The 26,430-nt window shown below is 66.6% G+C and carries 23 protein-coding genes, 1 tRNA gene and 3 pseudogenes; 14 read left to right on the top strand and 13 right to left on the bottom strand.

Annotation, left to right across the window (positions count from 1 at the left end):
• Nucleotides 1-76 precede the first annotated feature (76 nt).
• Nucleotides 77-150: transfer RNA gene (locus tag IPG97_06760), tRNA-Arg, on the top strand.
• A gap of 328 nt (nucleotides 151-478) precedes the next feature.
• On the opposite strand, the gene IPG97_06755 is transcribed toward IPG97_06760, so the two are convergent.
• The 3 genes and pseudogenes from IPG97_06755 to IPG97_06745 all read right to left on the bottom strand — a co-directional run bounded on the left by IPG97_06755 (nucleotide 479) and on the right by IPG97_06745 (nucleotide 2,525).
• Nucleotides 479-1,132, bottom strand: coding sequence for a hypothetical protein (locus IPG97_06755; protein ID MBK6856249.1), 654 nt, complete (start codon nucleotides 1,130-1,132; stop codon nucleotides 479-481).
• Nucleotides 1,125-1,457, bottom strand: a complete 333-nt coding sequence (locus IPG97_06750; GenBank protein ID MBK6856248.1) for a helix-turn-helix domain-containing protein — start codon at nucleotides 1,455-1,457, stop codon at nucleotides 1,125-1,127. Before IPG97_06750 ends, IPG97_06755 begins: the two co-directional genes overlap by 8 nt.
• Nucleotides 1,458-1,471: 14 nt before the next feature.
• Nucleotides 1,472-2,525, bottom strand: a pseudogene (locus IPG97_06745) (IS110 family transposase).
• Between the two features lie 403 nt (nucleotides 2,526-2,928).
• Between IPG97_06745 and IPG97_06740 the strand changes: the two are divergent.
• Nucleotides 2,929-3,786, top strand: a pseudogene (locus IPG97_06740) (SAM-dependent DNA methyltransferase).
• A 278-nt stretch (nucleotides 3,787-4,064) separates the two neighbouring features.
• Here the strand turns inward: IPG97_06740 and IPG97_06735 are convergent.
• Nucleotides 4,065-4,253, bottom strand: a complete 189-nt coding sequence (locus tag IPG97_06735; GenBank protein MBK6856247.1) for a hypothetical protein — start codon at nucleotides 4,251-4,253, stop codon at nucleotides 4,065-4,067.
• Here IPG97_06735 and IPG97_06730 point away from each other — a divergent pair.
• The 5 genes from IPG97_06730 to IPG97_06710 all read left to right on the top strand — a co-directional run bounded on the left by IPG97_06730 (nucleotide 4,161) and on the right by IPG97_06710 (nucleotide 8,606).
• Nucleotides 4,161-4,847 carry a hypothetical protein gene (locus IPG97_06730; GenBank protein ID MBK6856246.1) on the top strand — a complete coding sequence of 229 codons (687 nt, stop codon included), beginning with the start codon at nucleotides 4,161-4,163 and terminating at the stop codon, nucleotides 4,845-4,847. The two genes, IPG97_06735 and IPG97_06730, sit on opposite strands and share 93 nt — an antisense overlap.
• 398 nt (nucleotides 4,848-5,245) lie before the next feature.
• On the top strand, nucleotides 5,246-6,103 hold the full coding sequence (locus IPG97_06725) for an Appr-1-p processing protein (protein ID MBK6856245.1): 858 nt from the start codon (nucleotides 5,246-5,248) through the stop codon (nucleotides 6,101-6,103).
• 145 nt (nucleotides 6,104-6,248) lie between these two features.
• The gene (locus tag IPG97_06720; GenBank protein MBK6856244.1) at nucleotides 6,249-7,391 is read left to right on the top strand and encodes a serine hydrolase; all 1,143 of its coding nucleotides are present in this window, start codon (nucleotides 6,249-6,251) and stop codon (nucleotides 7,389-7,391) included.
• Between the two features lie 73 nt (nucleotides 7,392-7,464).
• The gene (locus tag IPG97_06715; protein MBK6856243.1) at nucleotides 7,465-8,265 is read left to right on the top strand and encodes a methyltransferase domain-containing protein; all 801 of its coding nucleotides are present in this window, start codon (nucleotides 7,465-7,467) and stop codon (nucleotides 8,263-8,265) included.
• Between the two features lie 32 nt (nucleotides 8,266-8,297).
• On the top strand, nucleotides 8,298-8,606 hold the full coding sequence (locus IPG97_06710; GenBank protein MBK6856242.1) for a DUF167 domain-containing protein: 309 nt from the start codon (nucleotides 8,298-8,300) through the stop codon (nucleotides 8,604-8,606).
• Nucleotides 8,607-8,612: 6 nt separating this feature from the next.
• Here IPG97_06710 and IPG97_06705 read toward each other — a convergent pair whose 3' ends face one another.
• Together IPG97_06705 and IPG97_06700 are read right to left on the bottom strand one after the other, a co-directional pair.
• Nucleotides 8,613-9,500, bottom strand: coding sequence for a metal-dependent hydrolase (locus IPG97_06705; GenBank protein MBK6856241.1), 888 nt, complete (start codon nucleotides 9,498-9,500; stop codon nucleotides 8,613-8,615).
• Nucleotides 9,501-9,625: 125 nt separating this feature from the next.
• Nucleotides 9,626-10,456 (bottom strand): dienelactone hydrolase family protein, encoded by an 831-nt coding sequence (locus tag IPG97_06700; protein MBK6856240.1) that lies wholly within the window; start codon nucleotides 10,454-10,456, stop codon nucleotides 9,626-9,628.
• 10 nt (nucleotides 10,457-10,466) lie between these two features.
• On the opposite strand from IPG97_06700, the gene IPG97_06695 reads away from it, so the two are divergent.
• Both IPG97_06695 and IPG97_06690 read left to right on the top strand, forming a co-directional pair.
• Nucleotides 10,467-10,748 carry a hypothetical protein gene (locus IPG97_06695; protein ID MBK6856239.1) on the top strand — a complete coding sequence of 94 codons (282 nt, stop codon included), beginning with the start codon at nucleotides 10,467-10,469 and terminating at the stop codon, nucleotides 10,746-10,748.
• 185 nt (nucleotides 10,749-10,933) lie between these two features.
• Nucleotides 10,934-12,400, top strand: a complete 1,467-nt coding sequence (locus IPG97_06690) for a hypothetical protein (GenBank protein MBK6856238.1) — start codon at nucleotides 10,934-10,936, stop codon at nucleotides 12,398-12,400.
• A gap of 23 nt (nucleotides 12,401-12,423) precedes the next feature.
• Here the strand turns inward: IPG97_06690 and IPG97_06685 are convergent, their stop codons facing one another.
• The gene (locus IPG97_06685; protein ID MBK6856237.1) at nucleotides 12,424-12,915 is read right to left on the bottom strand and encodes a metallophosphoesterase family protein; all 492 of its coding nucleotides are present in this window, start codon (nucleotides 12,913-12,915) and stop codon (nucleotides 12,424-12,426) included.
• A 35-nt stretch (nucleotides 12,916-12,950) separates the two neighbouring features.
• Here IPG97_06685 and IPG97_06680 point away from each other — a divergent pair, with 35 nt between their 5' ends.
• Together IPG97_06680 and IPG97_06675 are read left to right on the top strand one after the other, a co-directional pair.
• Nucleotides 12,951-13,727: an MBL fold metallo-hydrolase gene (locus tag IPG97_06680; GenBank protein MBK6856236.1), complete on the top strand. Its 777-nt coding sequence runs from the start codon at nucleotides 12,951-12,953 to the stop codon at nucleotides 13,725-13,727.
• Between the two features lie 172 nt (nucleotides 13,728-13,899).
• Nucleotides 13,900-15,348, top strand: coding sequence for a DUF839 domain-containing protein (locus tag IPG97_06675; GenBank protein MBK6856235.1), 1,449 nt, complete (start codon nucleotides 13,900-13,902; stop codon nucleotides 15,346-15,348).
• Between the two features lie 59 nt (nucleotides 15,349-15,407).
• Here IPG97_06675 and IPG97_06670 read toward each other — a convergent pair whose 3' ends face one another.
• The 5 genes from IPG97_06670 to IPG97_06650 all read right to left on the bottom strand — a co-directional run bounded on the left by IPG97_06670 (nucleotide 15,408) and on the right by IPG97_06650 (nucleotide 21,500).
• The gene (locus tag IPG97_06670) at nucleotides 15,408-16,544 is read right to left on the bottom strand and encodes a beta-lactamase family protein (GenBank protein MBK6856234.1); all 1,137 of its coding nucleotides are present in this window, start codon (nucleotides 16,542-16,544) and stop codon (nucleotides 15,408-15,410) included.
• Between the two features lie 39 nt (nucleotides 16,545-16,583).
• Complete coding sequence (locus IPG97_06665) at nucleotides 16,584-17,414, bottom strand: DUF1775 domain-containing protein (GenBank protein ID MBK6856233.1); 831 nt, start codon at nucleotides 17,412-17,414, stop codon at nucleotides 16,584-16,586.
• Between the two features lie 48 nt (nucleotides 17,415-17,462).
• The gene (locus IPG97_06660) at nucleotides 17,463-19,697 is read right to left on the bottom strand and encodes a bifunctional diguanylate cyclase/phosphodiesterase (protein ID MBK6856232.1); all 2,235 of its coding nucleotides are present in this window, start codon (nucleotides 19,695-19,697) and stop codon (nucleotides 17,463-17,465) included.
• An 89-nt stretch (nucleotides 19,698-19,786) separates the two neighbouring features.
• Entirely contained in the window at nucleotides 19,787-20,653 is an 867-nt protein-coding gene (locus IPG97_06655; protein MBK6856231.1) for an enoyl-CoA hydratase/isomerase family protein, read from the bottom strand.
• Between the two features lie 64 nt (nucleotides 20,654-20,717).
• Entirely contained in the window at nucleotides 20,718-21,500 is a 783-nt protein-coding gene (locus IPG97_06650) for an alpha/beta fold hydrolase (GenBank protein ID MBK6856230.1), read from the bottom strand.
• A 531-nt stretch (nucleotides 21,501-22,031) separates the two neighbouring features.
• On the opposite strand from IPG97_06650, the gene IPG97_06645 reads away from it, so the two are divergent.
• Nucleotides 22,032-22,505: a hypothetical protein gene (locus IPG97_06645; GenBank protein ID MBK6856229.1), complete on the top strand. Its 474-nt coding sequence runs from the start codon at nucleotides 22,032-22,034 to the stop codon at nucleotides 22,503-22,505.
• A gap of 51 nt (nucleotides 22,506-22,556) precedes the next feature.
• On the opposite strand, the gene IPG97_06640 is transcribed toward IPG97_06645, so the two are convergent.
• Nucleotides 22,557-24,059, bottom strand: coding sequence for an AMP-binding protein (locus IPG97_06640; GenBank protein ID MBK6856228.1), 1,503 nt, complete (start codon nucleotides 24,057-24,059; stop codon nucleotides 22,557-22,559).
• A gap of 188 nt (nucleotides 24,060-24,247) precedes the next feature.
• Between IPG97_06640 and IPG97_06635 the strand changes: the two genes are divergently transcribed.
• Nucleotides 24,248-25,318, top strand: a complete 1,071-nt coding sequence (locus IPG97_06635) for a hypothetical protein (GenBank protein MBK6856227.1) — start codon at nucleotides 24,248-24,250, stop codon at nucleotides 25,316-25,318.
• A 51-nt stretch (nucleotides 25,319-25,369) separates the two neighbouring features.
• A pseudogene (locus tag IPG97_06630) lies at nucleotides 25,370-26,325 on the top strand (alpha/beta hydrolase).
• Nucleotides 26,326-26,430 lie beyond the last annotated feature (105 nt).

The raw sequence follows: 26,430 nt of genomic DNA, 5'->3' as shown, positions 1-26,430 counted from the left end.
CTGCGCTGAGCTTCACCCATTCGAGTCGCGTTGGCTCGTCGATCCGGTGGGGGACTACAGTGCTCCAGCCAACCCAGCGCTCGTAGCTCAATTGGATAGAGCATCTGACTACGGATCAGAAGGTTAGGGGTTCGAGTCCCTTCGAGCGCGCTGCGCACATGCGCTGGTCAGAGGCGGTCCCCGGTTCCGGAGGCCGCCTCTTGCGCGTCCTGGGAGGGGCCAAGTTCTAGCGGGTCCTCTAACGGACCAGTTGGGACTGGGGTGGAACGCGGCACGAGGTGGAGGTTCGTCAGCATGGCGGGGCTTGTAGCTCTTCGATGTACACGATCCATGCCACCAAGAACGGGCGAAGTGACGACCTGGTGCCCATGGCCGTTCGCCTCGCGGGAACCCCGTGCATTCCGCTCTACAAGCGACACTCGTTCCCAGATCGCGAGCTGGCAGCGCTGGTTGCCAATCACGTTCCTGACTGACCGCCCTACTGGATGTGCTCGGCGCAGAGGCCAACCCGACGGCCACCGGCGTCGAGCGTGGCCTCGCATCGCACGCATATCGCGCCTCGGAAGAGCACGCTGGGCTGATCCTCGTCTGCGACGACCGGGGTGAGGTCGTAGATGTCGGCGAAGCGTGCTGTCACGCGGGGATGTCGCCGGCCGAGCATCCGGTGCACCTCCGCTTCGGTTCGAGGCGGGTTCTTCGCCACCTCGGCGAGCGTGCGGACGCCCTCCCGGTAGGCGTGCTGGGTGAACCGCAGTGCCATGAAGTAGTCGGGGTTCACGGCGCTCATGTCGTGTGCCTGGAGGTCGTCGAGGGCGAAGTCATCGACGTCGGTCGTCACGAGGAAACGCGCTCGGGTTTGGATGGCATCTGCGATCACCTGCCGATCCTCGTCCGAGGCGGTCAGCAACCCGTCCGTCGTTCGGGCTGACTTCGACAGCTCCATGCCCAGGATGTCCCGACGGACCACCGAGGTGCGTGAAGACGCACCGCGGGCGTGGCGGTCGGCTTCGACCTCGACGTGGGCCGACCAGGTCAACAGGAGGCCATCGGCGCGACCTCCGGCGAGGAGGAGCGTACGGGTGACGGGCGAGGCCAGCGTGTTGGCGTCGATGAAGACGACCGGGTCACTCACCGAAGAGCTCGGCCTCGATGTCTGTCGCGCTCGCTTCGGCCATTCGGCGCATGAGCTCGTGGCTGTACCGCTCGAACTCGGCGAGCGGAATCCGGTGGTGGGTGCCGACCTTCGTGGCCTTCAGGTCACCATCGGCGATGCGGCGCAGGACCGTCGACCGGGACATGCCAAGCCGCCTGGCCGCGTCGGCCGGGGTCAGCAGCGCCACGTGGGAGGAGAACTCGACAACCTCGCCCCGGTCCTTCGCAGCGTTCAGGAACGTTCGGATGGAAGCCCAGTCGTCATCGGACAGGTGCGCCGGATTGATCGTGAGTGAATCACTCATGGTTTGCTCCTATGTCAAGCGGCGGCCGCGAGCAAGTCGGCGGGTGCCGTTTGGGCGGGTTGGGCGTCGGCGAGCAAGGCTCGGTAGACGACGTCGGAGAGACGTCGTTTGAGGGCTCGGAGCGCTTCGGTCTTGGTGTTGTGGGTGATCGGTCAGGCGCCGGTCGATGTAGGCAATGGCGTCGTCGTGACAGCGGGCCTGAGTGATCGCGATGCGGTGGATGGCCGCGTTGAGTTGGCGGTTCCCGGTGCGAGACAGGCGGTGGCGTTCGCGGTTGCCGGACCAGACGGGCAGGGGTGCGGTGCCGTTGTGGCGGGCGTACGCGTCCTTGTGCTTGAACCGGCGAACGTCTGCGGTCTCCGCGACGATCTTGGCGGCGGTGAGCGCCGACCCCGGCGAGGGCGAGCAGGGTCGGGGCGAGCTTGTTGACGATGCCGGTGATCCGCGTTCGAGGGCGTTCGCGCACGGTCAGGTGCCGGGCGTGCTCGACGATCTCGGCTGCGATGCGAGCAACCGGACCATCGAAACTCGTCAGCCGGGCAGCGATCGCGTCGAGGTTCTTGTAGGACGTGAGCGATCGAGCGGGCGGATCCCAGGACGCGTCGAGCTCGTGGAGATGCCAGCGAAGCCTGTTGAGGCAACGGGTCCGCTCCGCCACCAGGTCCCGCGGTGGTCGACCAGCAGTCGCAGTTCCCGGGCAGGACCATCGAGCTGCGCAACGGGAAGATCCGGGTTGCGCAACGCGGCGTGAGCGACGGCGAGCGCGTCGATCGGGTCAGACTTGCCGTAGGTGCGGGCTGCGTCGCGAGCGTGGGCCATCAACTTGGGTGGCACCCGAACGATCCGCTCGCCGCGGCGAGCATGTCCGACTCGAGACGGCGCAGAGGTGCCGGCAGTCTTCGACCGCCCACTGCCGTTCGGGGCCGAACCGGTCAGCCCACCGGATGATCTCAGGTGGTCGTCGCTGGTCGTTGCGGTCGTGGTCTTGGTGCCGAGCTGGCATCCGACGTCGTCGACCGCGACGACGGTATGGGTGCGCTTGTGCGCATCGATTCCGAGGGTGATCATGGGGCTCTGGTCGCCTTTCACGTTGGTGATCCGGACCAGAACCGGTCGGTGGGCACACCTCAGTGGGGGCGATGCCACGCTCCTATCAAGCCACGCCGGCCGGTTCTGCGCGCCCGGGAGCCGGCACAAAGCATGCTGCCCACGAAGGACACCGAGCGTAGGAGCCAAGCTCCCGGGCAGAGACCAGAGTGACACTGACGCCGAGCGTACCACCCGTTTGGTCACTTGTGTCTCTATAACTGACCACGGGATTGGTCGGCTCGCTGAGGCCCGGCGCGCTCCTCACCCGAGCGCTTGACCTCGGGAAGGACCGGGCTGCCGTCGACCCCGAGATGAGGCTAGGGCAGGTCACGGGAATCTCGTACTGTCATTCGTTGGAGTTCGCGCATGGAGGAGAGCCGCGTTGAGGAGCGAGGACCTGGCCGAGGTTCGACGGACGTTGTGGAAGGCGGCCGACGAGCTGCGGGCCAACTCGACGCTCACGCCGGCCGACTACCGCGGACCGGTGCTCGGGTTGATCTTCCTCGCCTACGCCGAGCATCGCTTCGAGGCCATCCGCCCCGAGCTCGAGGCCGAGGCCACGGCCCGTAACCCCGTCACCCCCGACGACTACCGGGCCCGTTCGGTGCTCTTCGTTCCCGACGAAGCACGTCTGTCGGGCCTGGTCGACCTTCCCGAGGGTGACGATCTGGGCAAGGCGGTCGACGGCGCCATGAAGGCCGTCGAGGCCGCCAACCCCGAGCTGCGCGACGTGTTGCCACGGGGCTACCAGCGCCTCGAGCGATCGACCCTCACCGAACTGCTCCGGCTGTTCTCCCCGTTGCCTCGCAAGCTGTCGGGCGACGCGTTCGGGTTGATCTACGAGGACTTCCTCTCCAACTTCGCCATGGCCGAAGGCCGACTTGGCGGCGAGTTCTTCACGCCGTACTCGATCGTCCGGCTGATCGTGGAGGTCATCGAGCCGTTCCACGGCAAGGTCTTCGACCCCGCGTGCGGGTCGGGCGGCATGTTCGTGCAGTGCGCCAAGTTCGTGGAGCGCCATGCCGGCTCGGCCACCCGGGAGCTGTCGGTCTACGGCCAGGAGCAGAAGGAGGTCACCGTCCCGCTGGCCAAGATGAACCTGGCTCTCCACGGCCTCTCGGGCGACATCCGCCTCGGCAACAGCTACTACGACGACCTCCACGACGCCGTCGAGAAGTTCGACTTCGTGATGGCCAACCCGCCGTTCAACGTCAACGGCGTGGACAAGGACAAGCGAGCGCGCTGCGCACATGCGCTGGTCAGAGGCGGTCCCCGGTTCCGGAGGCCGCCTCTTGCGCGTCCTGGGAGGGACCGAGTTCTAGCGGGTCTCCTAACGGACCGGTTGGGACGCCGTGCTACACGGTAGTCGGGACTGGTCGGAACGGCACCGGGCCGAGGGAAAGCCCGCTTGTGTTCCATCCCACCTAACTAGAGTAGATCGGCTGTCGCTTTCGTTATGATCGATGGTGGGGAAGCCGCCTTCAGCAAGGAGCACAGGTGCGACCGGACGCGTTCACCTCAACCGAGCGGGGTCGGGTCCGCAAGACGACGGAGGGCTATCGAGCCTTCTTCCCCGCCGAGACCCCACGCCGGATCTCGCTGTCCGACGAGGCTGTGAAGCTTCTCGACGAGGCGACTGGAGCGGCACATCGGCTGGGCGGGGTAGGCCGCCTCATCCCGAACCCGCACCTCCTGATCGGTCCGCACCTCCGTCTCGAGGCGGTGCTCAGCTCCCGTATCGAAGGCACGAAGACCGACGTCGGCCAGCTCCTGTTGTTCGAGGCCGGCCAGGTGTCGTCAACCGAAGCCGCCGCCGACGCGACCGAGGTCGCCAACTACGTCGTTGCCATGGAGTACGGACTCGCGCGCGTTCGCGACGGGTTCCCCATCTCGATCCGACTGTTCCGGGAGATGCACGAGCGCCTACTCCAGGGAGCCCGCGGCCAGCAGCGTCGTCCCGGTGAGCTGCGAACGAGCCCCGTGTGGATCGGTGGTGCCACGCTCGACGATGCCGTCTTCGTGCCGCCGCCGCCCGACGATGCAGCGAGCACTCGGCGACCTGGAGAAGTTCCTCCACGAGACCGACCTTCCGCTGCTCGTCCAGCTCGCCGTCGCCCACTACCAGTTCGAGGTGATCCACCCATTCCTGGACGGCAACGGTCGGATCGGTCGACTGATGATCCCGCTCATGCTCGTGCTGCGAGACGCACTGCCCCAACCCCTGCTCTACCTGTCGGCGTACTTCGAGCAGCACCGCAGCGAGTACTACGACCACCTCCTCATCACGAGCCAGAAGGGTGACCTGATGCCCTGGATCGCGTTCTTCCTCAGGGGCGTTCGACGCCAGGCCCGGGACTCCGAAGAGCGCACGGTCCGACTCGTCGAGCTGCAGCATCAACTTCGCAACCAGCTCCTCGACGAAGGCCGCCCCAACTCGGTGATCCGCCTCGCGGAGCAGCTCTTCGTCATCCCAATGATCACCGCCGCCCGGGTCGAGTCGATGATCGGCGTCACCCGACCGACAGCCCAAGCGGCCATCGACGCGCTGGTCGAGCGTGGCGACCTACGAGAGACGACGGGCCGCGCCCGCAGGCGCGCCTACGAAGCCCCGGCAATCTTCGATGCCGTCTACGGATCGGTCGACGTCGAGGACTCCACCATCAACGCGCGTCACGAACACGCCCGACGACCCTGAGCGGATGGAGCGGCGCATGGCGGAGTTCCTGGTGCATGGCCAGGTGCCCCTGGATCTGCTCACCGTGCAGCAGCTCAAGGACCTGTCGATCAAGAGCGTCGCGGTGCCGCCACTGGGGTGCGGCCATGGCGGGCTTCGCTGGGAGGACGTGCGCCCGGTCATCGAGAGGGCCTTTGAGCAGGTTCCCGACGTGCAGGTTCTCCTCTACCCGCCGGAGGGCGCACCGGCAGCCGTCGACCAGCCCGTCCGGACCGACACGCCGAAGATGACTCCCGGCCGGGCGGCCCTCATCGGCATAATGCAGCGGTACTTGCCCTTCGCCGTGGAGATCACCGCAGTCGACATCCAAAAGGTCATGTACTTCATGCAGGAGTCGGGCGAGCCGCTCCGTCTCAACTACGCCAAGGGCCGGTACGGGCCGTACGCGGACAACCTCCGGCACGTGCTCTCCTCGATGGAGGGGCACTACATCCGTGGTACCGGCGACGGTTCCGCGAAGGCGCTGGACTCGCTCCAGTTCGAGGTCCTCGACGCGGCCAAGCCTGCGTCCGCAAACCTTCTGGCTGAACAGCCGGAGACGTCGGCTCGGATGGATCGGGTCACTCGCCTGATCGAGGGCTACGAGTCCACCTACGGGCTCGAGCTCCTCGCCACCGTGCACTGGGCATCCCAGCGTGATGACGACGAGAACCGCCGGACCGAGCCGTTGACGCTCGATCAGGCCGAGGGGGTTGTTGGCTCGTGGAACCGACGCAAGGAGCGCCTGTTCACGCCGCAGCACATCGCCAAGGCGTACGAGCGACTCCAGCAGCAGGGCTGGCTCGATCCGATCGAGCCTGCTGGGCTCTTCGCTAAGGCCTGATAGCGGCGCCGCGGATCGTCATTATCCACGCCACGAGGAAGTTCGAGAACCCGACTCTGGCGATATCGCTCGATTCGTAACCGTTCTTCTTGGTCGGAGCCGCTGGTCAGATCAATGCGGGGACATCTTCCCGTAGGGTGCGGGAATGACGGGATTCGTGAGTCGTCGAACGCTCCTTGCGGGCGCAGCGGCGACGGCGGCGTCGGTGGCGGTCGGGGGTTGCAGCCGTGAACGGGAGACCACCGGGTCCACCCGATCGCCGGGATCGAGCTCGGAGACAACGACCGAATCCACCAGCCCGACCCCGACATCTGGGCCCATTGCCGACGGGAGGGACGCCGGGTATGTGCCACCCGCCGGAACCGATGGGGACTGGCAGACCGTGGCGGCTTCGTCGGTCGGTTGGACCGACGAAGGCTTGGAGGCGGTCGCCCGACTAGCGGAGGAAACCAACAGCCGCGCCCTGACCATCACCGTCGGTGGACGACTCTTGCTGGAGCGCTACTTCGCCGGATGGACCGAGGCCACCTCTGGAGACCTGGCGTCGGTGCAAAAGAGTGTGATCTCGACCCTGGTGGGAATGTCGGTCGAACGCGGCGAGCTGAACCTTGACGGGGCCGTGTCCGACATCTTGCCCGCGGGTTGGAGCAAGGCCGGGTCGGTCGAAGCCGACATCACAATCGAGCACCTGCTCACCATGACCAGCGGTCTGCACCCTCGACGGCTGACCCGGGAGGCCGAGCCCGGCACCACCTTCGACTACAACACCGCCGCGTACCAAAAGCTCCGGCCCGTGCTCGAAACGGTCACCGGTCACGACATCGACACCCTCAGCCGCCAACGCATGTTCGACCCGCTGGGCATGAGCGGCGGAGCGATGTGGGAGCCGCGTCCAGACCGGCCGACGAACCGGGATGCCACCGGGGCGCTCCACTGGGGACTCAGCCTCCCGGCCCGGGACCTGGCCCGCTTCGGGCTGTTGGCCTTGCGCAAGGGCACATGGGGTGATGCAGAGCTCACCACCACCTCCTGGTTCGACCGGGCGTGGACGCCGTCAGCGGCCGAACCCTCCTACGGCTATCTGTGGTGGCTGGTGGGGCGGACGGTCGGCGGGGGTGTTCCTGGTGACTGGGTTGCTGCTCTGGGACGGAACGATCAGAAGGTCTATGTCGTCCCCAGTCTGGACCTGGTGGTGACCCGGCAGGGGTTAGCTGCAAACGAGGGTGGCGAGGCCCGAACCGCCTATGACGAACAGCTCATGAGGGCAGTACTGGATGCCCGTGACTGACGATCTGCGGTCGCCAGTCTCGAGGCCCTGAACCCGCTTTGAGCAGACGGGTCCCGGAGGCTGGAATCCAGAGATGGGAGACACCTACACCCACGGCCACCACCCTTCGGTCCTACGGAGCCACACCTGGCGGACGGCGGAGAACTCAGCGGCCTACCTCCTGGCGGAACTGAGGTCGGGGCAACGGCTGCTCGACCTGGGTTGTGGACCGGGGACCATCACCGTGGACCTTGCGCAAAGGGTCTCGCCCGGCACCGTGACCGGAATCGACGCGTCGAAAGAGGTGATCGACACCGCTCGGGCCACGGCAGCCCACAAGGACGTCTCCAACGTCAGTTTCGAAGTGGGGGACCTGTACTCGCTGGATGCCCCGGATTCGACCTTCGACGTGGTACACGCCCACCAGGTGCTCCAACACCTGACCGACCCGGTAGCGGCCCTGGTCGAAGCGCGGCGAGTGCTCAAACCTGGCGGGGTGTTGGCCGTACGAGACAGTGACTACACCGCCAAGGTGTGGGCACCCCGTGATCGGATGCTGGACCGCTGGTTGGAGCTCTACCACCAGGTGACCACTCACAACGGCGCCGAGGCCGATGCCGGACGGTTCCTACTGAGTTGGGCGCGCCAGGCCGGCTTCACCGACGCGGTCATGACCTCCTCCACCTGGACCTACGCCGATGCAGAGACCAGACAGTGGTGGGGTGAGCTTTGGGCCGAACGAGTGGTGGCCTCGGCCTTTGCCGAGCAGGCGATCTCCTACGGCTACAGCACCGCCGACGAACTGTCCGAGATCGCCGGCGCGTGGCGACGGTGGAAGGTGGCGCCCGACGCAACGTTCATCGTCGTCCACGGTGAGGTCATCGCCCACCGTTGAGCGTGACGACGAACGTGCGCGAACCTGGGTCGGTGGGTGACCAACCTGTTGTACCGGTCTGGGCCAGTCGTACCGAATCGGGTTGGCGCCTCGAGATAAGAGTCGTGCCCGGGTCGTCGCGCACAGAGTGTGCTGGTCCGGTGGGATCGCAGCTAAAGGTCAAGGTGGCGGCTCCGCCCAACGACGGCAAGGCCAACGCCGAGCTACTGCGTTTCGTGGGTGCATCGTTTCGGGTCCGGGACCGGAGCCTGCGGATCCGCCGTGGACTTCACGGCCGGTCCAAGGTCATAGAGGTGACCACCACCGGCGACCTTCCGACGGCTTGGACCACGCCTCGCTGATCGTGGTCAGCCCGCCTCGCCAGGGGTGGTGCCCCACAACGGCATGGTGCCGGTTACCGGGTCGTATTGCTTGAGCCACTGGGGTAGGTAGATCGGGTCGGTGAAGTCATTGGGGTGATGGCCGGGCAGCGACGACAGCACCAGCGTGGGGACCAGTACGAAGGCCATGGACACCGACAGCCGGATCAGGCGGAACCACGTGAGCGGGTAGCGCAGTCGATTCTCGCTCCAGAGCTGCACCAGTGCTCCGAGGAACGTGAAGGTGGCGATGGTGGTGAAACCCACCAGGGCAGCCAGGGCATAGCGGAGCCTGGAGCCGTCGGTGGCCTCGAACACGTCATAGGTGTTCGCCTTGTGTTCGATCTCCTCGGCCAGGTGCCAGCAGAACAAGGTGGCGGCCACCGGCTCGGACCGGTCCATCAGCTCGCCGAGGTGGGCTTCGGTCCACCGGGCCACGCCGTAGGAGATCGTTTCACCGGCCGCGGCGTAGGCGACGCGGAAGCGGGGGCTGCGCCGCCAAACCCACCGATCGTTGATGGCCATCAGGCGTTGCACGTGGCGCACCGCGGGATAGTGGGCCACCACGATGTCGTTGAACTTCTTGTGCTGGGTGTGGTGTCCGGTCTCTTGGCGTATGTAGGACTCCGAGCGGGCTCGCAGCTCAGGATCGATGCGGTCGAAGGTCGAGCGCATGGCCCGGATGAACAGCGGTTCCGCATAGGGCATGCCCAGCGAGATGGCGTTGGCTGCCGCCGCGAACTCCGGTAGGTGCGGCGCCCACATGGGGTGCATGTCGTCGGGGTATGTGAAGGTCACCCGACGCGTCGGCAGCACTGCCTCGGCCGACAACTCCTCGATGGGCGAAGCGCTCACCGTCTCTCTGTCGGCCGTCACCGTCAGCCCCTGAACCCTTCACGGTCAGAGATCTGTTCCACCCACCGTTGGCTGGCCTTGATTCGAGACGTTCGCCCGGGTGACCTGGTCAACCTCGCCGCGACAACGCCCGGACCTATCCGCTCTTAGAGGTGGTGGCTGAAGAAGAACTCGAACATCAACTTGGTGGCATCGATGTCCATGGTGGTGGAACCGAACACCGCCTCCATGCCCGCCACCGGCCGACCGGGCCAGGTGTGGCCACCGCCGACAATGTGGAAGAACTCGGTGTCGGCCTGGCAGCCCGTCCAACTGGTGCGGACCACCTGGGCGCTGACCTCCGTGACCTCGGGCTTGGGGTCACAGCCGTTGTGAGCAGCCCAGTTGGCCATGGCCCGCTCTGCTCCCGGGTGCTCGGTTACCCCGGCGGGGATGTTCCCCTTCCAAAGGTGTCGGTCAGCGATCTCGCGGGCGTCACCTCGGGAGTCCTGGTAGGAGACGAACGGGTCCTTGTCGCCGTGGAACGCCATCACTGGCACCGGTCGTCCGTCGCATTCGGTCGGCCATTCAGGACCGGCCAGCGGGGCCACCGCTGTGATCCGATCACCGAGTTGACAGCCCAACAACGCGGCCATCTGCGCGCCGTTGGCCATACCGGTGGCGTACACCCGGCTCGGATCAACACAGAGCTCGGACTCCAACAGGTCGAGCAGGTCATCGAAGAACACGATGTCGTGACCCGGCGGGTCGATCCTCACCGCCATCCACCATGGGATTGTTCCGTCGACCAGGCTAGAGGGTGACACGGTGATGAAGTCGTAGTCGGCAGCCATGTCGATGGCGCCGACCAGGGGCGGGATGACCCGATAGTCGATGACGTCGGGGTGGAGGGTGAACACCACCGGCAACGCGGTCTTACCGTCATAGGTGTCGGGGACGATGACCTGGAAATGGCGCTCGGTTCCGGCCGAAGTCATGGTTCGATCTGTGGTTCCGGGAGCTGCCGGGGAACGAGAAGTGCACCCGGCTGAGGCGGTGGCCACCGTTGCGGTGGCGGGCCTGGTGTCGTCGTCCGTGGCCGAGCCCCCTTCGTCGCTGTCCCTGGCGCTGTCGGCTGTGTTGTCTGCGGGTGTGGTTGCGGCGGATTGGCCACTGTCGCCGTCGCCGGAGCTGCACCCGATCGCCACCGGCGACCTAACTCCGCCGGAAGGCTCCGCCTTTCGGCGGATCCAGGCTAAGGCAGAGCGCTCCGGCGGAGTTCCAGGTTGAGTCGCAGGACCGGGCACAAGACCGTGGAGCGGGAACGGGAGGACCACCAGCCAAGACCGGCACCCGGGAGAACTAGTAGGCCGAATGGCCCAGTTGCTGCAGCGTGTCATGTGGCACACTGGTCGCAGATCAATCGACGGGATGGCCGTGCCGATACTGAGGCTGGCTCTCAGAGGGGGATGAACGTGCGCAAACTCACTGGCTTGGCTCTGGCTGCACTCATAGCGGCCGTCGTGGTGGCGTGCGGGCCCACCTGGAGCGGGGGTTCGAGTCTCACCCCCACGATCCGGGGGCCTTTGGTCACCCTCAACTGGACCGCTGCCACCCCCGGCGACGGCAAGACCGTCACCGACTACCGGATCCACGTCGACGGTGTCGAGGTGGCCACCATCGCCGCTCCGGCCACGACCTGTGTGCTCACCGGGCTGGCGCCGTCCACCACCCATGTCGTCAAGGTCACCGCCTATGACAACGAGGGCTACTGGAGCGGCTCGTGGGAGGACGAGTACGAGGAGATGGGCCGAGTCCAGGCCTCGGTGGTGACCACCGCCGCCATGTCTCGCAGCGGCGCCACCCGGACCTGCGTTGCTTCCACCGACAGCGACTCCGACGGACTGCCCAACGCTGTCGAGAACGGCGGAGGCACCTATGTGTCGGCGGCGGTGACCGGAACCAACTCCAATGACGCCGACTCCGACGACGACGGAATCAAGGACGGTGACGAGGTCCTGGGCAGCGCGGCTGGCCTCGACCTGTTCGGGATGGGAACCCGACCCGGCAAGCGCGACATCTTGTTGGAGTTCGACTGGTTCGACGACAACCTCGACTCTGGCACGTGCGGCCCGCACTCGCACCGTCCCTCGGCTGCAGCCATCACGACCCTGACCAACTCGTTCGCGGCAGCCTCGGGCACCAACCCCGATGGCTCCACCGGGATCAACCTGATCGCTGACCGCGGCCAGGGCGGTCTCTTCACGGGTGGCACGGTCGTCGCCGACGCTGACGGCGTTATCGCCGGAGGGGTGGACGGTGCCGACTACCTGGGCTACAAGGCCGCCAACTTCTCGCCGCTGCGCGAGGGCTACTTCCACTACGTGCTCAACCCGCATCGCTACAACACCACTTCTGGGAGCTCGGGTCAGGCCGAGATCCAAGGCGACGACCTGATCGTCTCGCTCCAGTGCTATCTGAGCGACTCCAACGTTTCCAACACGATCATGCACGAGCTCGGACACAACCTGAACTTGCGCCACGGCGGCTTCGAGAACACCAACTACAAGCCCAACTACAACTCGATCATGAACTACCGGTTCCAGTTCCCGGGGGTGGACACCAACTGTGATGGCACCGGCAACGGAGTCCTCGACTATTCACGAGGTACCAACGCCTCGTTGAACGAGAACGCCCTCATCGAGACCAACGGCATCTGCAACGGAGTCGACAAGGACTGGAACGCCAACGCCATCATCGACGCCGCCGCGGTCGCGGCACACATCAACATCGACTACGACTCGGTGCTCACGGTCCTGAATGACTGGAACGACTGGGCCAACCTGAACCTGGCCGCAGTCAACGACGGTGACGGCGCTCCGCTCGAGCCGACCGAGATCGTCACCGAGGCCTCGGTCGAGGAGCTCTTGGGCGAGGGCTAACGCTGGATCCGATCGGGATCAGCTCAGACCTCGAGGATCTCTGCCCGCAGGATCTGCCCGGCGCCGACCTCGATCACACCGAAGGTGTGGGAGGGTGCCCGTCGCTTCCAAGTGGACGATCCGGGGTTGAACAGTACCTGATCGGCATCGCCCGCCTCGTTGCAGGGTTCGTGGCTGTGTCCGAACACGACCACATCCGCATCGGGGAACCAACGCCGCATCCTGGCGGCCCGGCCCTGGCGGTCGCCGCTGTCGTGCACCAGGCCGAAGCGAATCCCCTCCACCTCCACCTCGAACCTCTCGGGCAACAACCCCAGCAACTCGTGGTCGTTGTTGCCGAGCACGGCATGGACAGGAGCGAACCCCTCCAACTCGCGCAACATATCGAGGCTCACCAGGTCACCGGCGTGGAGGATGAGGTCGGTAGCGGCCAGGTTCCGGTACACCTCGTCAGGTAGTTGTCGGGTCGACCGCGGGCTCACGTGGGTGTCAGACAGGACCACGATGCGCGTCACGTCGTCATACTGCCTGGTCCGTACACTTCGAATCCATGGGCATCGGCGACCGGTTCCATCATCACCGTGGTCACCTCACGGTCACGGTGCTGGGTTCGGCAGCCAGCTTCGGGCACCCCGGCAACGCCTGTAGCGGGTATCTGATCCAGACGCCGTCGACGTCGGTGTGGTTGGACTGTGGGCCCGGCTCGATGGCCGTTCTCCAAGAACACCTCCGGTTGACTGAGATCGATGCGGTGGTGGTCACCCACGAACACCACGACCATTGGTTGGAGCTTCCCCTGCTTCGGACCGCGGCTCGCTACGGGTTCGACATCGCCCACATCCCCGTCTTCGGCACCGCCGGTACCCGCGGCCTGTTGGAGGGCTTGGTTGGCCGAGAGTTGGCGCCGCTGGAGTGGACCGACATCACCGATGGGTCGTCGGTCATGGTCGGTGACCTCGGCTTCCGCTTTTCGGCCACCGACCACCCGGTGGAGACCCTGGCCGTTGGGGTTGCCTCCGGTGGGCGAAGGTTCGCCTACAGCGCCGACACCGGCCCAGGGTGGTCGCTGGCCTCGCTAGACCCAGAGGGCGAGGGCTTCGATCTGGCCCTGTGCGAGGCGACGCTCGCCGAGGTCGACGCCGGGCTGGTACAGCACCTGACCGCACGCCAGGCCGGGGTCATGGCCCGATCCGCCGGTGCCAGACGGCTCGCCGTAACCCACATCTATGAGGGAACCGGACCAGAGCGAGTGGCGGCCGCCGCCGCCGACGATGCCTTCGCCGGTCCGGTCGAACTGGCCCTACCCGGACATCACTTCACCGTTTGAACAGCCCGGTACCACGCCCGGGAAGGCGGCGACGGCGGACCGCTCCCCAAAGGGCCACGTGAACAGGTCACCAGGACCATTGGGTCGGGCTGCGCCCGCAATGTCGCTCTGCCTAACCTCATCGTGTCCGTCGGCCCGAGCCGTGGTGCCGTGCGGACCGAAAGGGGACCCGATGGATAGGCGAGCATTCTTGGCGCGAGCGGTGGCGGCCGGTGCGGGTGGGGCGGTCCTGCCCCACCTCGCCATGGCCTCAGCCGGTGCCGAGCCGGCCGTTCCGGGCGAAGGTCCGTATGGTCCGCTGGCCACCGAACCAGACGAGAACGGACTGTTGCTACCGGAGGGTTTCACGTCACGCATCGTGGGAGTGGCTGGGGAACCGGTAGGTGACACCGACCAGCGGTGGCACCTGTTCCCCGACGGCGCGGCCACCTTCGCCACCGACGACGGAGGCTGGATCCACACCTGCAACAGCGAGGTGTTCTCCTTCATGCTGGCCGACGCCGGTGGTGTCACTGCTGTCCGCTACGACCGCGACGGGAAGATCACCGACGCCTACCCGATCCTGGAGGGCAGCAACTCCAACTGTGCCGGCGGACCCACCCCGTGGGGCACGTGGCTGTCATGTGAGGAGAACTTCGAAGAGAAGGGTCGGGTGTGGGAGTGCGACCCAACCGGTAAGAAGGAGGCGGTGGCCCACCCGGCCATGGGCTTGTTCTCACACGAGGCGGTGGCGGTGGATGAGGCCACCGAAACCCTGTACCTCACCCAGGACCACCCGCTCGGGCTGTTCTACCGCTTCACACCTTCGAAGTACCCCGACCTCTCCGAAGGCAAATTGGAGGCCGCGGTTGTAGACGCCGATGGTGCGGTCACCTGGGCCGAGATCGCCGACCCGTCGGCGACCACCGCTGCCACCAGAGATCAGGCACCCACCGCAACCCGGTTCAGCGGTGGAGAGGGTTGCTGGGCCCACGACGGGATCGTCTACTTCACCACCAAGGGAGACCACTCCGTTCACGCCATCGACATCGCCGCTCAGCACCACGAGGTGATCTGGAAGGGGGAACCCGACCGCCTGGGTGTGGAGGGTGCGGTGTTGTCTGGGGTGGACAACCTCACCGTCGATGCTGGTACCGGTGACCTCTATGTGGCCGAGGACGGGGCCAACATGGAAGTGGTGATGATCACCGCCCAAGGTGTTGTGGCGCCGTTCGTGCGGGTGGCCGAGCCAGGCCATGAAGGTTCCGAGGTTACCGGACCTTGCTTCAACCCGAGCCGTGACCGGTTGTACTTCTCCAGCCAACGGGGACCCACCCCCAAGAAGGTGGCCGAGATCCTGCCTGGTGTTGCCATGGACGCAGCGGTGGGAGGGATCACCTATGAGATAAGCGGCCCGTTCCGCGGTGCCGTCACCGACGAGGCGGTCGATGACGGCGCAGTCCCGTCGCCGTCCACCACGTTGGCTGCAGCCCAGGAAACGGGCGGTGGCGGCGGTGACGACGGCGGGTCGGCCTCGACGGTGCTGGTGGCCGGAGCGGTGGTGGCCGCCGCGGCCATCGCCGGAGGCGTGGTGGCCGTGCGGCGACGCAATCAAGGTGGCGAACCCGACCCCCAGGACTGACCCTCCCCGGCCCGTGAGCACGCAATGGCCGGACCGAGGCCACGCATCGGTCCGGCGAGCTAGCCCGCCAGGGACTGGTAGGCGGCGAACACCAGAAGGGCACCGCGCAGGTCGCCGATGAGGGCCGGTGCCATCTTGTTCATCACGTAGGAGACGGTGAGACCTCGGTCCACGTCGATCACCGACAGGCTCCCGCCCCAACCTCCCCAGAAGCAGACCCGACCACCGGTGCCGAGGGGGACGTTCTCGTTGGGGAGCCCGAAGCCGGTGCCCATACGCATCCTGGTGCCGAACACCAGGTCCACATCGTGGTGTTGTTCGGTGAAGATGCGCTCCACGCCCTGAGGCGACATGAGGGTCACCCCGTCGACGGTGCCTTGGCAGGCCAGGGCGCTGTGGATCCGACCGACGGAGCGGGCATTGCCGATGCCGCCCACGGCCGGAAGTTCTGATTCTCGCCAGGCTCGAGTGTTCGGCTCGGCCCCAGTCAACGGACAACTGGCCAACACCCGGAGGGCCACCGACCCTCGGTCCAGCCCGACCACATCGTGGATCGAACGGTCGGGGGCAACGATCGGGGAGAAGCGATGGTCTTCTTCGGCCGGGAGCCCGATGTGGAAGTCGGCGCCCAACGGTCCGGCGACCTCGTCACGAAAGAACGTTCCGATGCTGCGCCCGGTGACGCGTCGCACCACTTCGCCTTCGATGAAGCCCTGCGACACCGCGTGGTAACCCGACGCCGTTCCCGGTTCCCACCACAACGGCCCCTCAGCCAACAGTCGGGTCACCTTGTCCCAGTCGTAGAGGTCCTCGGGCGCTATCTCGGGATCCCAACCCGGCACTCCCGCGGTGTGGCCCAGCACGTGCGCCATGGTGACCGCGCCCTTGCCGTTGGCCGAGAACTCCGGCCAGTAGTCGGCCACCGGAGCATCGAGGTCGAGCTGGCCCCGGTCGGCCAACATCAACATGGTGATGGCCGACATCGTCTTGGTGGTGGACCACACGTTGGTGATGGAGCTGTCCTGCCATGGGTTTCCCTCGGCATCGGCATCTCCGGCCCACAGGTCGACGACGGCCTCACCCCCGAGGGTCACAGAAACACTGGAGCCTCGTTCGAGACCATCGGCGAAGTTGGCGGCGAACCGCTCCTTCACCGGGGCGAAGTCGTCTCGACAAGAACCGTGGATCTCGGTCATGGCTGTTCCCCTGGAGCGGTGGTGCGGGATCCGGGGACCCTACTGGTGCGAACGTCGCCGGAGCTGGAGAACCAGGCCACCGATCCCCGCCACCACGACCACTCCGATCACGACGATCAGGGTGGTGCTGGAGGAGCCGTCGTCCTCTGCCGAGGTCGATTCGGACCCTGACGCCCCGATCGCATCGGCCGAGGTGCCATCGGCAGAGCCGTCTTCGGTCGCGGAAGTGGTCGAGGAGCCGGTAGCGGCCGAGGTGGTCGTGAGGTCGGAACCCTCGGGCGTGGTCGTGGTCGTGGTCGTCGAAGCCGGTTCACCGATCTCGATCACCGCGGTCAACTGGTCACGTCCGGGGGCATCGGGCGGGACGTCTTCGATTGAGCGGGCCGAGCTCGACCCGACGGGCAGGATGAGCAGGCGCGGCACCGGGTACTCGCTGGCCGGGTCGCCATCTATCCACGACAAGGTCTCACCGTTCTCACATTCCTGGACCGATGGGAACACCAGCAGGCGCCCCGCGTTGTCGGGGGTGGAGAAGCTGATCGGGAAGGCTCCGGCCTGGTCGGCGGGAAGAGAGCCGCCGGTCCACTCCAGCACGGTGTTGCCCCGTCCGTCGGGTGTGGCCGTCGCCGCCCAGCCTTCCACGTCTCCGGCCGTGGCTCCCTCGACCGGGGCTTGGATGGCCACCGCCACGGTGGGTGAATCACCGCATCCGTGGGTGGGGCGCAGGGTGAGCGTCGCTTCGGCGCCAGCGGGTACGGCCACGTAGTCAGCCTCGGTGTGGGCGCTCGCCGAGGGAGCCCACACGCCGACGGTGAGAGCGGCGAGGGCGGCGGCGGTGGTGGCGAGCCGTGAGGGTGCAGAGCGGGTCATGGCTGCCATGGTGGCATCACTCGAACTTTCTGTCGGTGTCGCGCCAACTCAACCGAAGGGGGCTTCTGTTCCGAGCAGGTCGGTGACCTGGTTGGCGGGCATCGCTCTGGCGAACAGCCACCCCTGGCCATATTCACAGCCCAGTTCGGTGAGCGCGTCGAGTTGAGCCGGGTCCTCGATGCCTTCGGCGGTCACGGTGAGACCGAGGGTGTTGGCCAAGGAGATGATGGCGGCCACAATCGCCATGTCGTCGGCGGATCGGCCCAAGCCGTCCACGAACGAGCGGTCGATCTTGAGCACGTGCATGGACAGGCGCTTGAGGTAGCTGAGCGACGAGTAGCCCGTACCGAAGTCGTCTATTGCCAGTTGGATTCCCAGGCCTGCCAACTTGCCCAGGACCTCGAGCGACAGATCGGGGTCTGCCATCACCGCGGTCTCGGTCAGCTCCACGCACAAGAAGCTCGGGTCGACTCCGGAGCTGTGAATCAAACCCAGCAGGTCGTCGACCACGTCGGGGTGGTTGAGCTGCTTGGCCGAGACGTTTACCCGTACCAGGGGCCAATGACCGGAACCCTGCCATGCCGCAAGCTGGCGGCAGGCTTCGGCAAACACCCACGTTCCCAGCTCAACGATCAGGCCGCTCTCCTCGGCGATCGGGATGAACTCGGCGGCCGACAGCAGTCCGTCGACGGGATGGTTCCAGCGGACCAGGGCTTCGACGCCGTGGATGGATCGGGTCGGGAAGTGGAGCTCAGGTTGGTAGTACAGCTCCAGCTCGCCGTCGCGCACCGCTTGGCGCAGGGTTGCCTCCAGGCGGTATCGCCGGGTGAGCAGGTCGGCCAGGGCGGTGTCATACATCTCGACACGGTCCCTCCCCAGGTCCTTGGCCCGGAACATGGCCGCGTCGGCCCGGCTCAGGAGTTCCTCGGGTCGATCGCCGGGCTGCGCGATGGCGACGCCGCCGCTGCCCGTGATGGTGCACTGACGGTCGCCGATCTCGATCGGAGTGTCGAAAACGGCCATGAGCTCGGGGACCCGGTCTCGGAAGCTGTCGGGGCGCTCGCCCTCGAGCAGGATCACGATCTCGTCCCCGCCCAGGCGCCCGAGGCGTTCCCCGGGCCGGCTGAAATGCCGGAGGCGAGCGGCGACGCCAGCCAACACCTGGTCTCCGGTCAGGTGACCCAAAGAGTCGTTGACCAGCTTGAACCGATCGAGATCGATGAGCAGCAGGGCGAGACCACCGATAGCCCCGCAGCCCAGGCGTTGCAGGCCGTCGCTCACGGCATCGAGGAACGCCCATCGGCTGTCGATGTCGGTCAGCAGGTCGGTGCGGGCTCGGTGGGCGAGCTCCAGTTCGGCATCGTGGCGGGCCAGTGCCTCACCCAGCAGACTGGCCGCGCTGCGCAGCAGCGACAGGACTTCGCTACCTCGAAGCGGACCGACCTCCTTGCTGCCGAAGGCCACGAACCCCGAGAACTTCCCGTCATGGAGCATCGGGACGGCCACGCTGGAACGGATGCCGTCGTCGTCCATCTCTTGAACGCCGACGATGTCGGTGCGGTGCATCTGTTCGGCGGTCTCGAAGTACAGGTCGTCTCGCCACTCGGGTCCGAAGGTCCCCTCGAGCCAGTCGATGGGAACCTGATCACGAGTCGAAGGTCGGACCCGGCGGCTACACCACTGGTGGGTCTTCACGCAGTGGTCACCTCTGACGCGCATCACCGTGCACCGGTCGACTCCAGGTAGGCCACCGAGTTGAGACAGGGCCTCGTTGACGCCTTCGTCGAAGCTGGCCAGGTCGAGGCCCAGGATCGCCGAGGCCAGCCGCACCAGTCGGTCCTCGCGGGTCAACCGAGCTCGTAGCTCCATCTCGGCTGGGGTGGCGTCGACCGTGCTCTTCAACGTGGCGATGAGAGCACCGAAGGGCTCGACGTCGGGTCCGACCGTGATGTCGAGGGTCATGTCGACCCACGTCCCGTCGATGTGGCGGATCTTGACGGTGGGTTGGCTACTCGACCGTTGTCCCTCGGTCGCGAAACCGAAGAACTCCTCGAAGCGGTAGATCTCATCGGGGTGCATGAATTCCAGCACCGATCGTCCGACCGCCACCGCCGGTTCATGGCCGAGGACGGAGCGGGCTGACGGGCTGAGGAACGTGACGGTACCGTTCTCGTCGACGCCCACCACCACGGCTTCGACGTGGGTGAGCAGAGCGCCGATCGATGCGGCGTCGACGGAGGTGGTTGGTCGGCGCGGCCGCGGGTTGGTGGTGCCGTCTGACATCTTGCTGAGCGATCCCCTAGATCTCGGGGTCAGGCGAACCCCCTGAACTGCCCGAGTCTCCCAGTTCTTCGCTGGTCATGCCCGCATGTTCACCAACCGGGCGGCAGGTTGGTGAAGTCCGGCGCTCGGCCTTCGGCAAAGGCGGCCAGTGCCTCGGCGTTGGCGGGCCCACCCATCAGGTCGATGAAGCATTGGTTCTCTCGCTCTCGGGCCGCGGCGATCTCGGCCCGGACCGGTGCGGTGATGACCCGTTTGCACGCCACCAGGCTGGAGATGGGTTTGGCTGCCAACACCTCGGCGTGGCGGCGGGCTTCAGCCAGCAGGTTCTCTGGTTCGGTGACCTTCCACACCAGGCCCATCTCCAAGGCTTCGGCGGCGCTGATCCACTCGCTGCTGAGGAGGGCCCAGGTGGCGTTCTGGCGCCCGACCAGGAGAGGGAACAGGTAGCTCGATGCCGCCTCGGGGGCGACGGCCAGGCTGGTGAAGGGACATTTGAGCCGAGCGGTGTCGGCCATGAAGGCCAGGTCGGCGAACCCCAGAATGGTCGCTCCGATCCCGAGTCCCAGACCGTTCACGGCGATGACCAATGGTTTGGGGAACTCGGTCAGTGCGTCGATCAGGCCGAGGAAGCCGTGCTTGCCCTCCTGGAACCCGTCGGGGTCCAGGACCCGGGCGCCCATCTCCACGAGGTCGGTCCCGGCGCAGAACGCCCGGCCGTTGCCGGTCAGCAGAACGACGGCGACGGTGGGGTCCTCAGCCGCATCCAAGAGCCCGTCGGTGAGGGCGTCATAGAGGGCTTCGTTGCAGGCGTTGAGGGCATCGGGGCGGTTGAGGGTGAGCGTCCGGACGCGGGACTCGTCGTGGGTGAGCAGGATGGCTCGGGCTTCACCCTCCGATGATTCGGCGGAGCCGGTGGTCGGGTCCTCGGTGATCGGTTTGCCGGAATCGTTGGGCATTTCCGGACCGTAACCGACACCAGTCTCACCCGGAACGACCCGGGGCAGGTTGGGATGGGTGTGGTCAGGAGGGGCGGGCCATCAGCCTGAGGATGTCGTCGGTGACGGTGCGCCACATGGTGTGGGAGATGTCATGGCCCATGCCGGCGTGGCCGATGAAGGTGGCACCGGGTATCGCCTTGGCTAGAGCCAGACCGCCGCTGGGTGTGACCAGCGGATCGTCGAGGCCGTGGATGACCAGGGTGGGGATCTTGAGCTTGCGCAGAGCCGCGGTCCGGTCGGGTTGGGCCATGATCGCCGCCAGTTGGCGTTGACGGCCCGCGGGGTTGTGGGCCCGATCGAAGGCCCGGCCGGCCAGGTCGCGAATGTGGTCCTCGTCGAGGTGGGCGGGGGATCCGACGACGCGGTAGGTCTCGACGGTCGCCTCGATGGCGGCGTCACGGTCGGACGGTTCGGTGCTGGCGGCCAGTCTCCTCATCACCGATGTGGTGGGTCGCCCCACTCGGCGAGATCCGGTGGACGTCATGATCAGTGTGAGGGTGAGGATCCGGCTCGGATGCACGATCGCCATGGTCTGGGCGATCATCCCACCCATGGAGGCTCCGACCAGGTGGAACTGCTCGATGCCCAGGGCGTCGAGCAGCCCGATGCCGTCGTTGGCCATGTCGGCGATGGTGTAGGGCGCTCCCCGCTTGAGGACCATGTCGGTGAGCCTGGGTACCGGTGCATCTATGTGGGTGGAGAGGCCGACGTCGCGGTTGTCGTAGCGGATCACGTAGTGGCCGGCGTCGGCCATCGCTTCACACATCTCGTCCCGCCACGCCAGCATCTGGGTGCCGAGTCCCATGACCAGCAGGATCGCCGGATCGGTCTTGTTCCCGAAGGTCTCGTATGCGATCTCGATGCCGTTGGCCTTCACGGTTCGTACGTGGTCGGAGAGGCCGGAATCGCTGCCGAGGGGGGGCGAGTGTCGGCGAGTGCGTCGTGATGGTCACCGGAGTTGGTGTTGGACTGTGTGGCGGTGGTGTCGGTCATCTGGGTCCTCGGGGCGATCGGTGCCAAGACGGTACGGGGAACCGTGCACAGTTGCCACCGGAGGCGTCCCGAGCGGGTTGTAGCTCGGATTGGTGCGGCTACTTTGCTAAGAATGTTAGGAGTACCTAACATCCGCTCCGGAGGTGAAGCGATGATCAGCGATCGTGGAATGAGCACACTGAGGGTGGCAGCCACCCTCTGTCATTTTCTGCCGGGGACCGGTGTCAGGGTCAAGCACGGAGACGAGGTCGTGCTCGCGGTGGCTCCCGTTCCCCATGGCCCATGTGCTGGACACGGTGCACCATCGGGGCCGAACGAGGAGACCTGTTCTCACGGGTGGTCCATGCCGGTTCGCATCGGGGCTGGTGCGTTCCGCAACGCGGTGGGACGGGCTCATTCTCAGCGCCAATCGGGTCAGGCCCTTCGCTTCTTGGACCTAGCGCCCGGTTGCGAGCCGAACGCCGACATCTACCTGCCCGATCCTGCTGCGTCGCGTCTGGGAGGCATCTACGGGGTCCCGCTACCCGGTAGGTGGCTGTGGGCCACGGCCACCACCCTCGCGTCTCAGGTGGCATATGAGCTCGGCCTGGAGCCAGTGTCGGATGCGCTACCGATCGAGGGTCTCCATGCCATGGGCATCCGCCCCGACCCCTTGACCGACGTGTGCGTGGCCTATGTGGAGACCCATGCTGGACCTGGAAGTCCCGGCGAGGCCGCCGTGGTCGACCTGCTGGAGTCGATGTTGGCCCGATGGGCGGCGCACGAACTGGTGTTGAGCGTGGAAGCTCCCGCCGGATCCCAGATCTCGGGCAACTGAAGGCGAGCTCCTATGGACCCGACCGAACCCGTTCGCTCGGGTCCAGAGGACCTAGGCACCCGATTCGGATACGGGGTCACCGGACAACTGGCGCTTCAGAACCTTGCCCAACTCGTTGCGGGGCAGGGCTGACACGAACCTGACCGAGCGAGGCCGTTTGTGGGGGCTCAGCAGGCGACTCACGTGGTCGACGAGGTCCCCGGCCGGGGGCGGTTCGGGTGAGACGGGGACCACCCAGGCCACGATCTGTTCACCGAGGTCCGGATCGGGCTCGGCTGTCACGGCCACCTCGGCCACACCCGGGTGGCTCAGCAGGGCATTCTCCACCTCGCCGGCCCCTACCCGATAGCCGCCGGTCTTGATGAGATCGACGGACCGGCGACCCGAAATGGTGACCGCGCCGCCGTCGGACCAGTTGGCCAGGTCACCGGTGCGGAACCACCCGTCGGTGTCGAAACATGCCGCGGTGGCCTCAGGTTGGCCCAGATATCCGTTGAACAAGGTTGGTCCTCGGACCTCGATCTCGCCCACGGTGGCGTGGTCGTCGGCCTCGACGACCGCGCCTTCCTCGGTTACCAGGCGGAGCTCCACCCCGGGTAGGGGAGGACCGACGGTGCCCGGCCCGCCGTTTCCGCCCACCGTCATTGCGCAGGTGATGAGAGTCTCGGTCATCCCGTAGCGCTCCAACACCGCTTGACCGGTGGCGTCAGCCAGGCGTTGTCGGTCGTGCGCGGGAAGGCCGGCCGACCCTGAGACCAAGAGCCGAGCGTTCCCCAGCGACCGGGCCAGGGGTTTGTTGTCGGTCACCGCGTCCGCCAGTCGGTGGTACATGGTGGGCACGCCGTAGAGGACGGTGCCCCCCCGATCGAAGGCATCGATCGTCCGGTGAGCATCGAAGCGTCCGAGGTGGTGAACGGTGGCACCGAGGCGTAGGGGGCCGAGTACGCCGAGGACCAACCCGTGAACGTGAAACAGGGGCAGGGACTGGACCAACACATCGTCGGCGGTCAGGTGCCAGGCGTCGGCCAGGCTGTCCAGGTCGTGGGCGAGGGCCTGGTGGGACAGCATCACCCCCTTGGGGGGGCCTGTCGTGCCCGATGTGTAGACCACCAGCGCTACATCGTCAGGCCCGGGACTTGCGGGGGTGGCCCCATGTCGCGCCTGGGTTGACGAGCCGGTATCGACGGTTACGCCGAGACGAGCCAGGTGTGACACCGGGGCAGGAAGATCGAGGTCGGGTCGGCATGCCACCAAGGCAGGCCGACAGTCGTCGACCATGTGGGCCAGTTCTGCGGTCCCCGCGCCAGGGTTGAGCGGGGTGACGGTGACCCCGGCGCGCAGCGCCGCCAGGGTCGCCACCACCGTCTCTACCTCGGGCACGGCTGGAACGGCGATGACCCCCGCTCCCGATGATTGCGCCGCGAGCGCTGCCGCCGCCTGGTTGACGGCCCGGTCCAGTTCCCCGTAGGTGAGCTCGACCCCTCCCATTTTGATAGCGACGTGCTCGGCTCGGTCGTGGTGACGTTCCACCAAGGGGAGCGGGGGCGTGGGCATGGTCAATCCGTACCACGGATCCAAGGTGGTGAGTGCTCGGGTTCTACGCCTGGACCCATCCGCTGGGTCCCCAGGTGACAACACGCAGCGTGGTCGATATTGTGCTTTCGACACGCTCGGTAAGCAGGCCTCGGCTCGGTCGGGGGGCGAGACGGAATCTGAGTGCCACCAGCGAGGAAGTCCGCAAGATGTCCGAGATCCCCAACTCCGCCACAGATCTGCTCGTCGTGAACCATCGTTCCCGGTGGCGGCGGACGAAAGCCCTGTTCGCCGGGGCGGTGGCGGTATGGGCGATGGCCGCATGCCAGCCCACACCCGTGCTTCCGGCCCCACCACTCGGAACCGTCCCGGCTCCGGTTGGCGCCTCGCTCAGCGTGGGGACCACCACCGTCGTCCGCGGCTCGGAGCTGACGGTCGACGCCACCGGATGCGACGAGGACTTCCAGTATGTGGAGGTGCGCCTGGTGGCGGGCTCGGGTACTGCCCGTTTCGGCCTGGCCACCACTACGACCTCAGGTGGCGACACGGCCGAGGTGGCCGTGCCCGAATGGGCACCGTCGGGTCCCGCCGAAGTCGAGGCGTCCTGTCTCGAGCCAGACTTCTCCATGGCGTCCGACGGCGCCGACGTCGTGCGCTTCGACTACCAACCCGTAGCCGTGACCGTCGGTGGATCGTGGGCACCCTTGCCCACGCCGACCCTCACGGTCCCCGCGGTGGTCAGTGACGGGACACTCGAGGTCGCAGGGTCGGGATGTAGCGGTCGCGTCCTGGTCGGCGTTGCCCAGGGCCGGGTGCCCTCTGCTGGTCGTTTCCACTATGGACGTCGTCTCGTCACCGCCGCTCCCGACGGGACGTGGTCGACCTCCATCGACCTCACCTACCGGGCCGGCGAGTTCGCCGATCCCGTGGTTCCGGGTGCGTTCAACGTCTTTGCTGTGTGTGAGGGATGGCTGTACTCACCCGCTGGCTTCGAGGTGACGACCGGTTCCGCTCCGCCCGCTGTCCATGTGGTCGGACCCTTTCCCGGCCTGGTGGGACTGACCCAATGCCCGCCGTACAACACCGTGTCGATCCTGGCCGTGGTCGAGTTGCCATCGGGTGCCACCGTCGGGATCGGTCACCACGAGCCGGGGCGAGGATTCGGCGAACAGATCTACACAGTGGCCATCCCCGCCGACGCGATGGCTGTGAGCTGGCACGCGTCGTGCAGCGGGGTCACACCGTCGTTCGTCTACGCGCCTGCCCACGTCGCCCGCTGATCCTTCCCAGGACCCCTGTGCCTACGGGCTGTGGTGTGGAAAGCTCTCTGGGTGACCGCAGTTCTTCCTCCCCGGGTCGAAGGCACCATTCCCGTCGCCTCCGGCCGCCGAATCGGCTTCTCTGAGTTCGGCCCCCACGATGGCCGACCGGTGTTCTGGTTCCACGGCACCCCCGGGGCGCGCCGCCAGGTGCCTGCCGAGGCCCGATCGATGGCCTGGGATCAGGGTCTTCGGATCGTGGGGATAGACCGCCCGGGAATCGGATCGTCCACTCCTCACGTCTACGGCCAGGTACTGGACTTCGCCGCCGACATGGAGATCGTCATGGCCGGCTTGGGCATCGATCGCTTTGCCGTGGTGGGGCTGTCGGGCGGCGGGCCCTACGCCTTGGCCATGGCCCGGAGGTTCCCGGACCGTGCCGTCGGTGTGGGAGTGCTCGGTGGGGTGGCCCCACGGTCGGGGTCGATGCCACCGATGGTGGTGCTGTTGCCCTGGCCCGACGGTTTGCCCCCGTCATCCGGGTCGGGAGGGTCCCCCTGTCTATGACCTTGGCCGGCCTGTTGAAGGTCAGCCGCCCGTTGGCCAACCCGGCCATCGCCCTCTACGGCCGTCTGTCACCCGAGGGCGACCGCCGCCTGCTCGAACAGCCGGCGTTCAAGGCGATGTTCCTCGACGACCTGCTCAACGGCTCCCGCCGCCAGATATCGGCACCCATCTCGGACCTGGTGCTTTTCGGTCGGCACTGGGGTTTCGAGGTGGGAGAGGTGGAGGTGCCGGTTCGGTGGTGGCACGGAGATGCCGACCACATCGTTCCCTACGCCCACGGTGAACACATGGTCTCCCGGATCGCCGACGCCCAACTGGAGACCCTGGTGGGTGAGAGCCACCTGGGCGGTCTGGGTGTGGCCGAGGACGTGCTGGCCACGCTCACCGACCTTTGGCCGAATCCGGCGCCGCGACGCCGCCGATCCGCAGCCTCTTCGCCTCGGGCCCTCGTCTCGTCCTGAGGTCCTCGAACCCACAGATGCCGTGGGGTCCCAGTGGATGGTCTCGGTTGGATCGAGCGGACCAACCTGGATAACACTGGTTATTCCAGGTTCCGGACCTCAGTC

The organism is Microthrixaceae bacterium, assembly GCA_016702505.1.
Taxonomy (GTDB): Bacteria; Actinomycetota; Acidimicrobiia; order Acidimicrobiales; family Iamiaceae; genus Aquihabitans.
The sequence above is the reverse complement of the archived record's forward strand: the minus strand, read 5'-3'. Positions and strand labels throughout refer to the sequence as shown.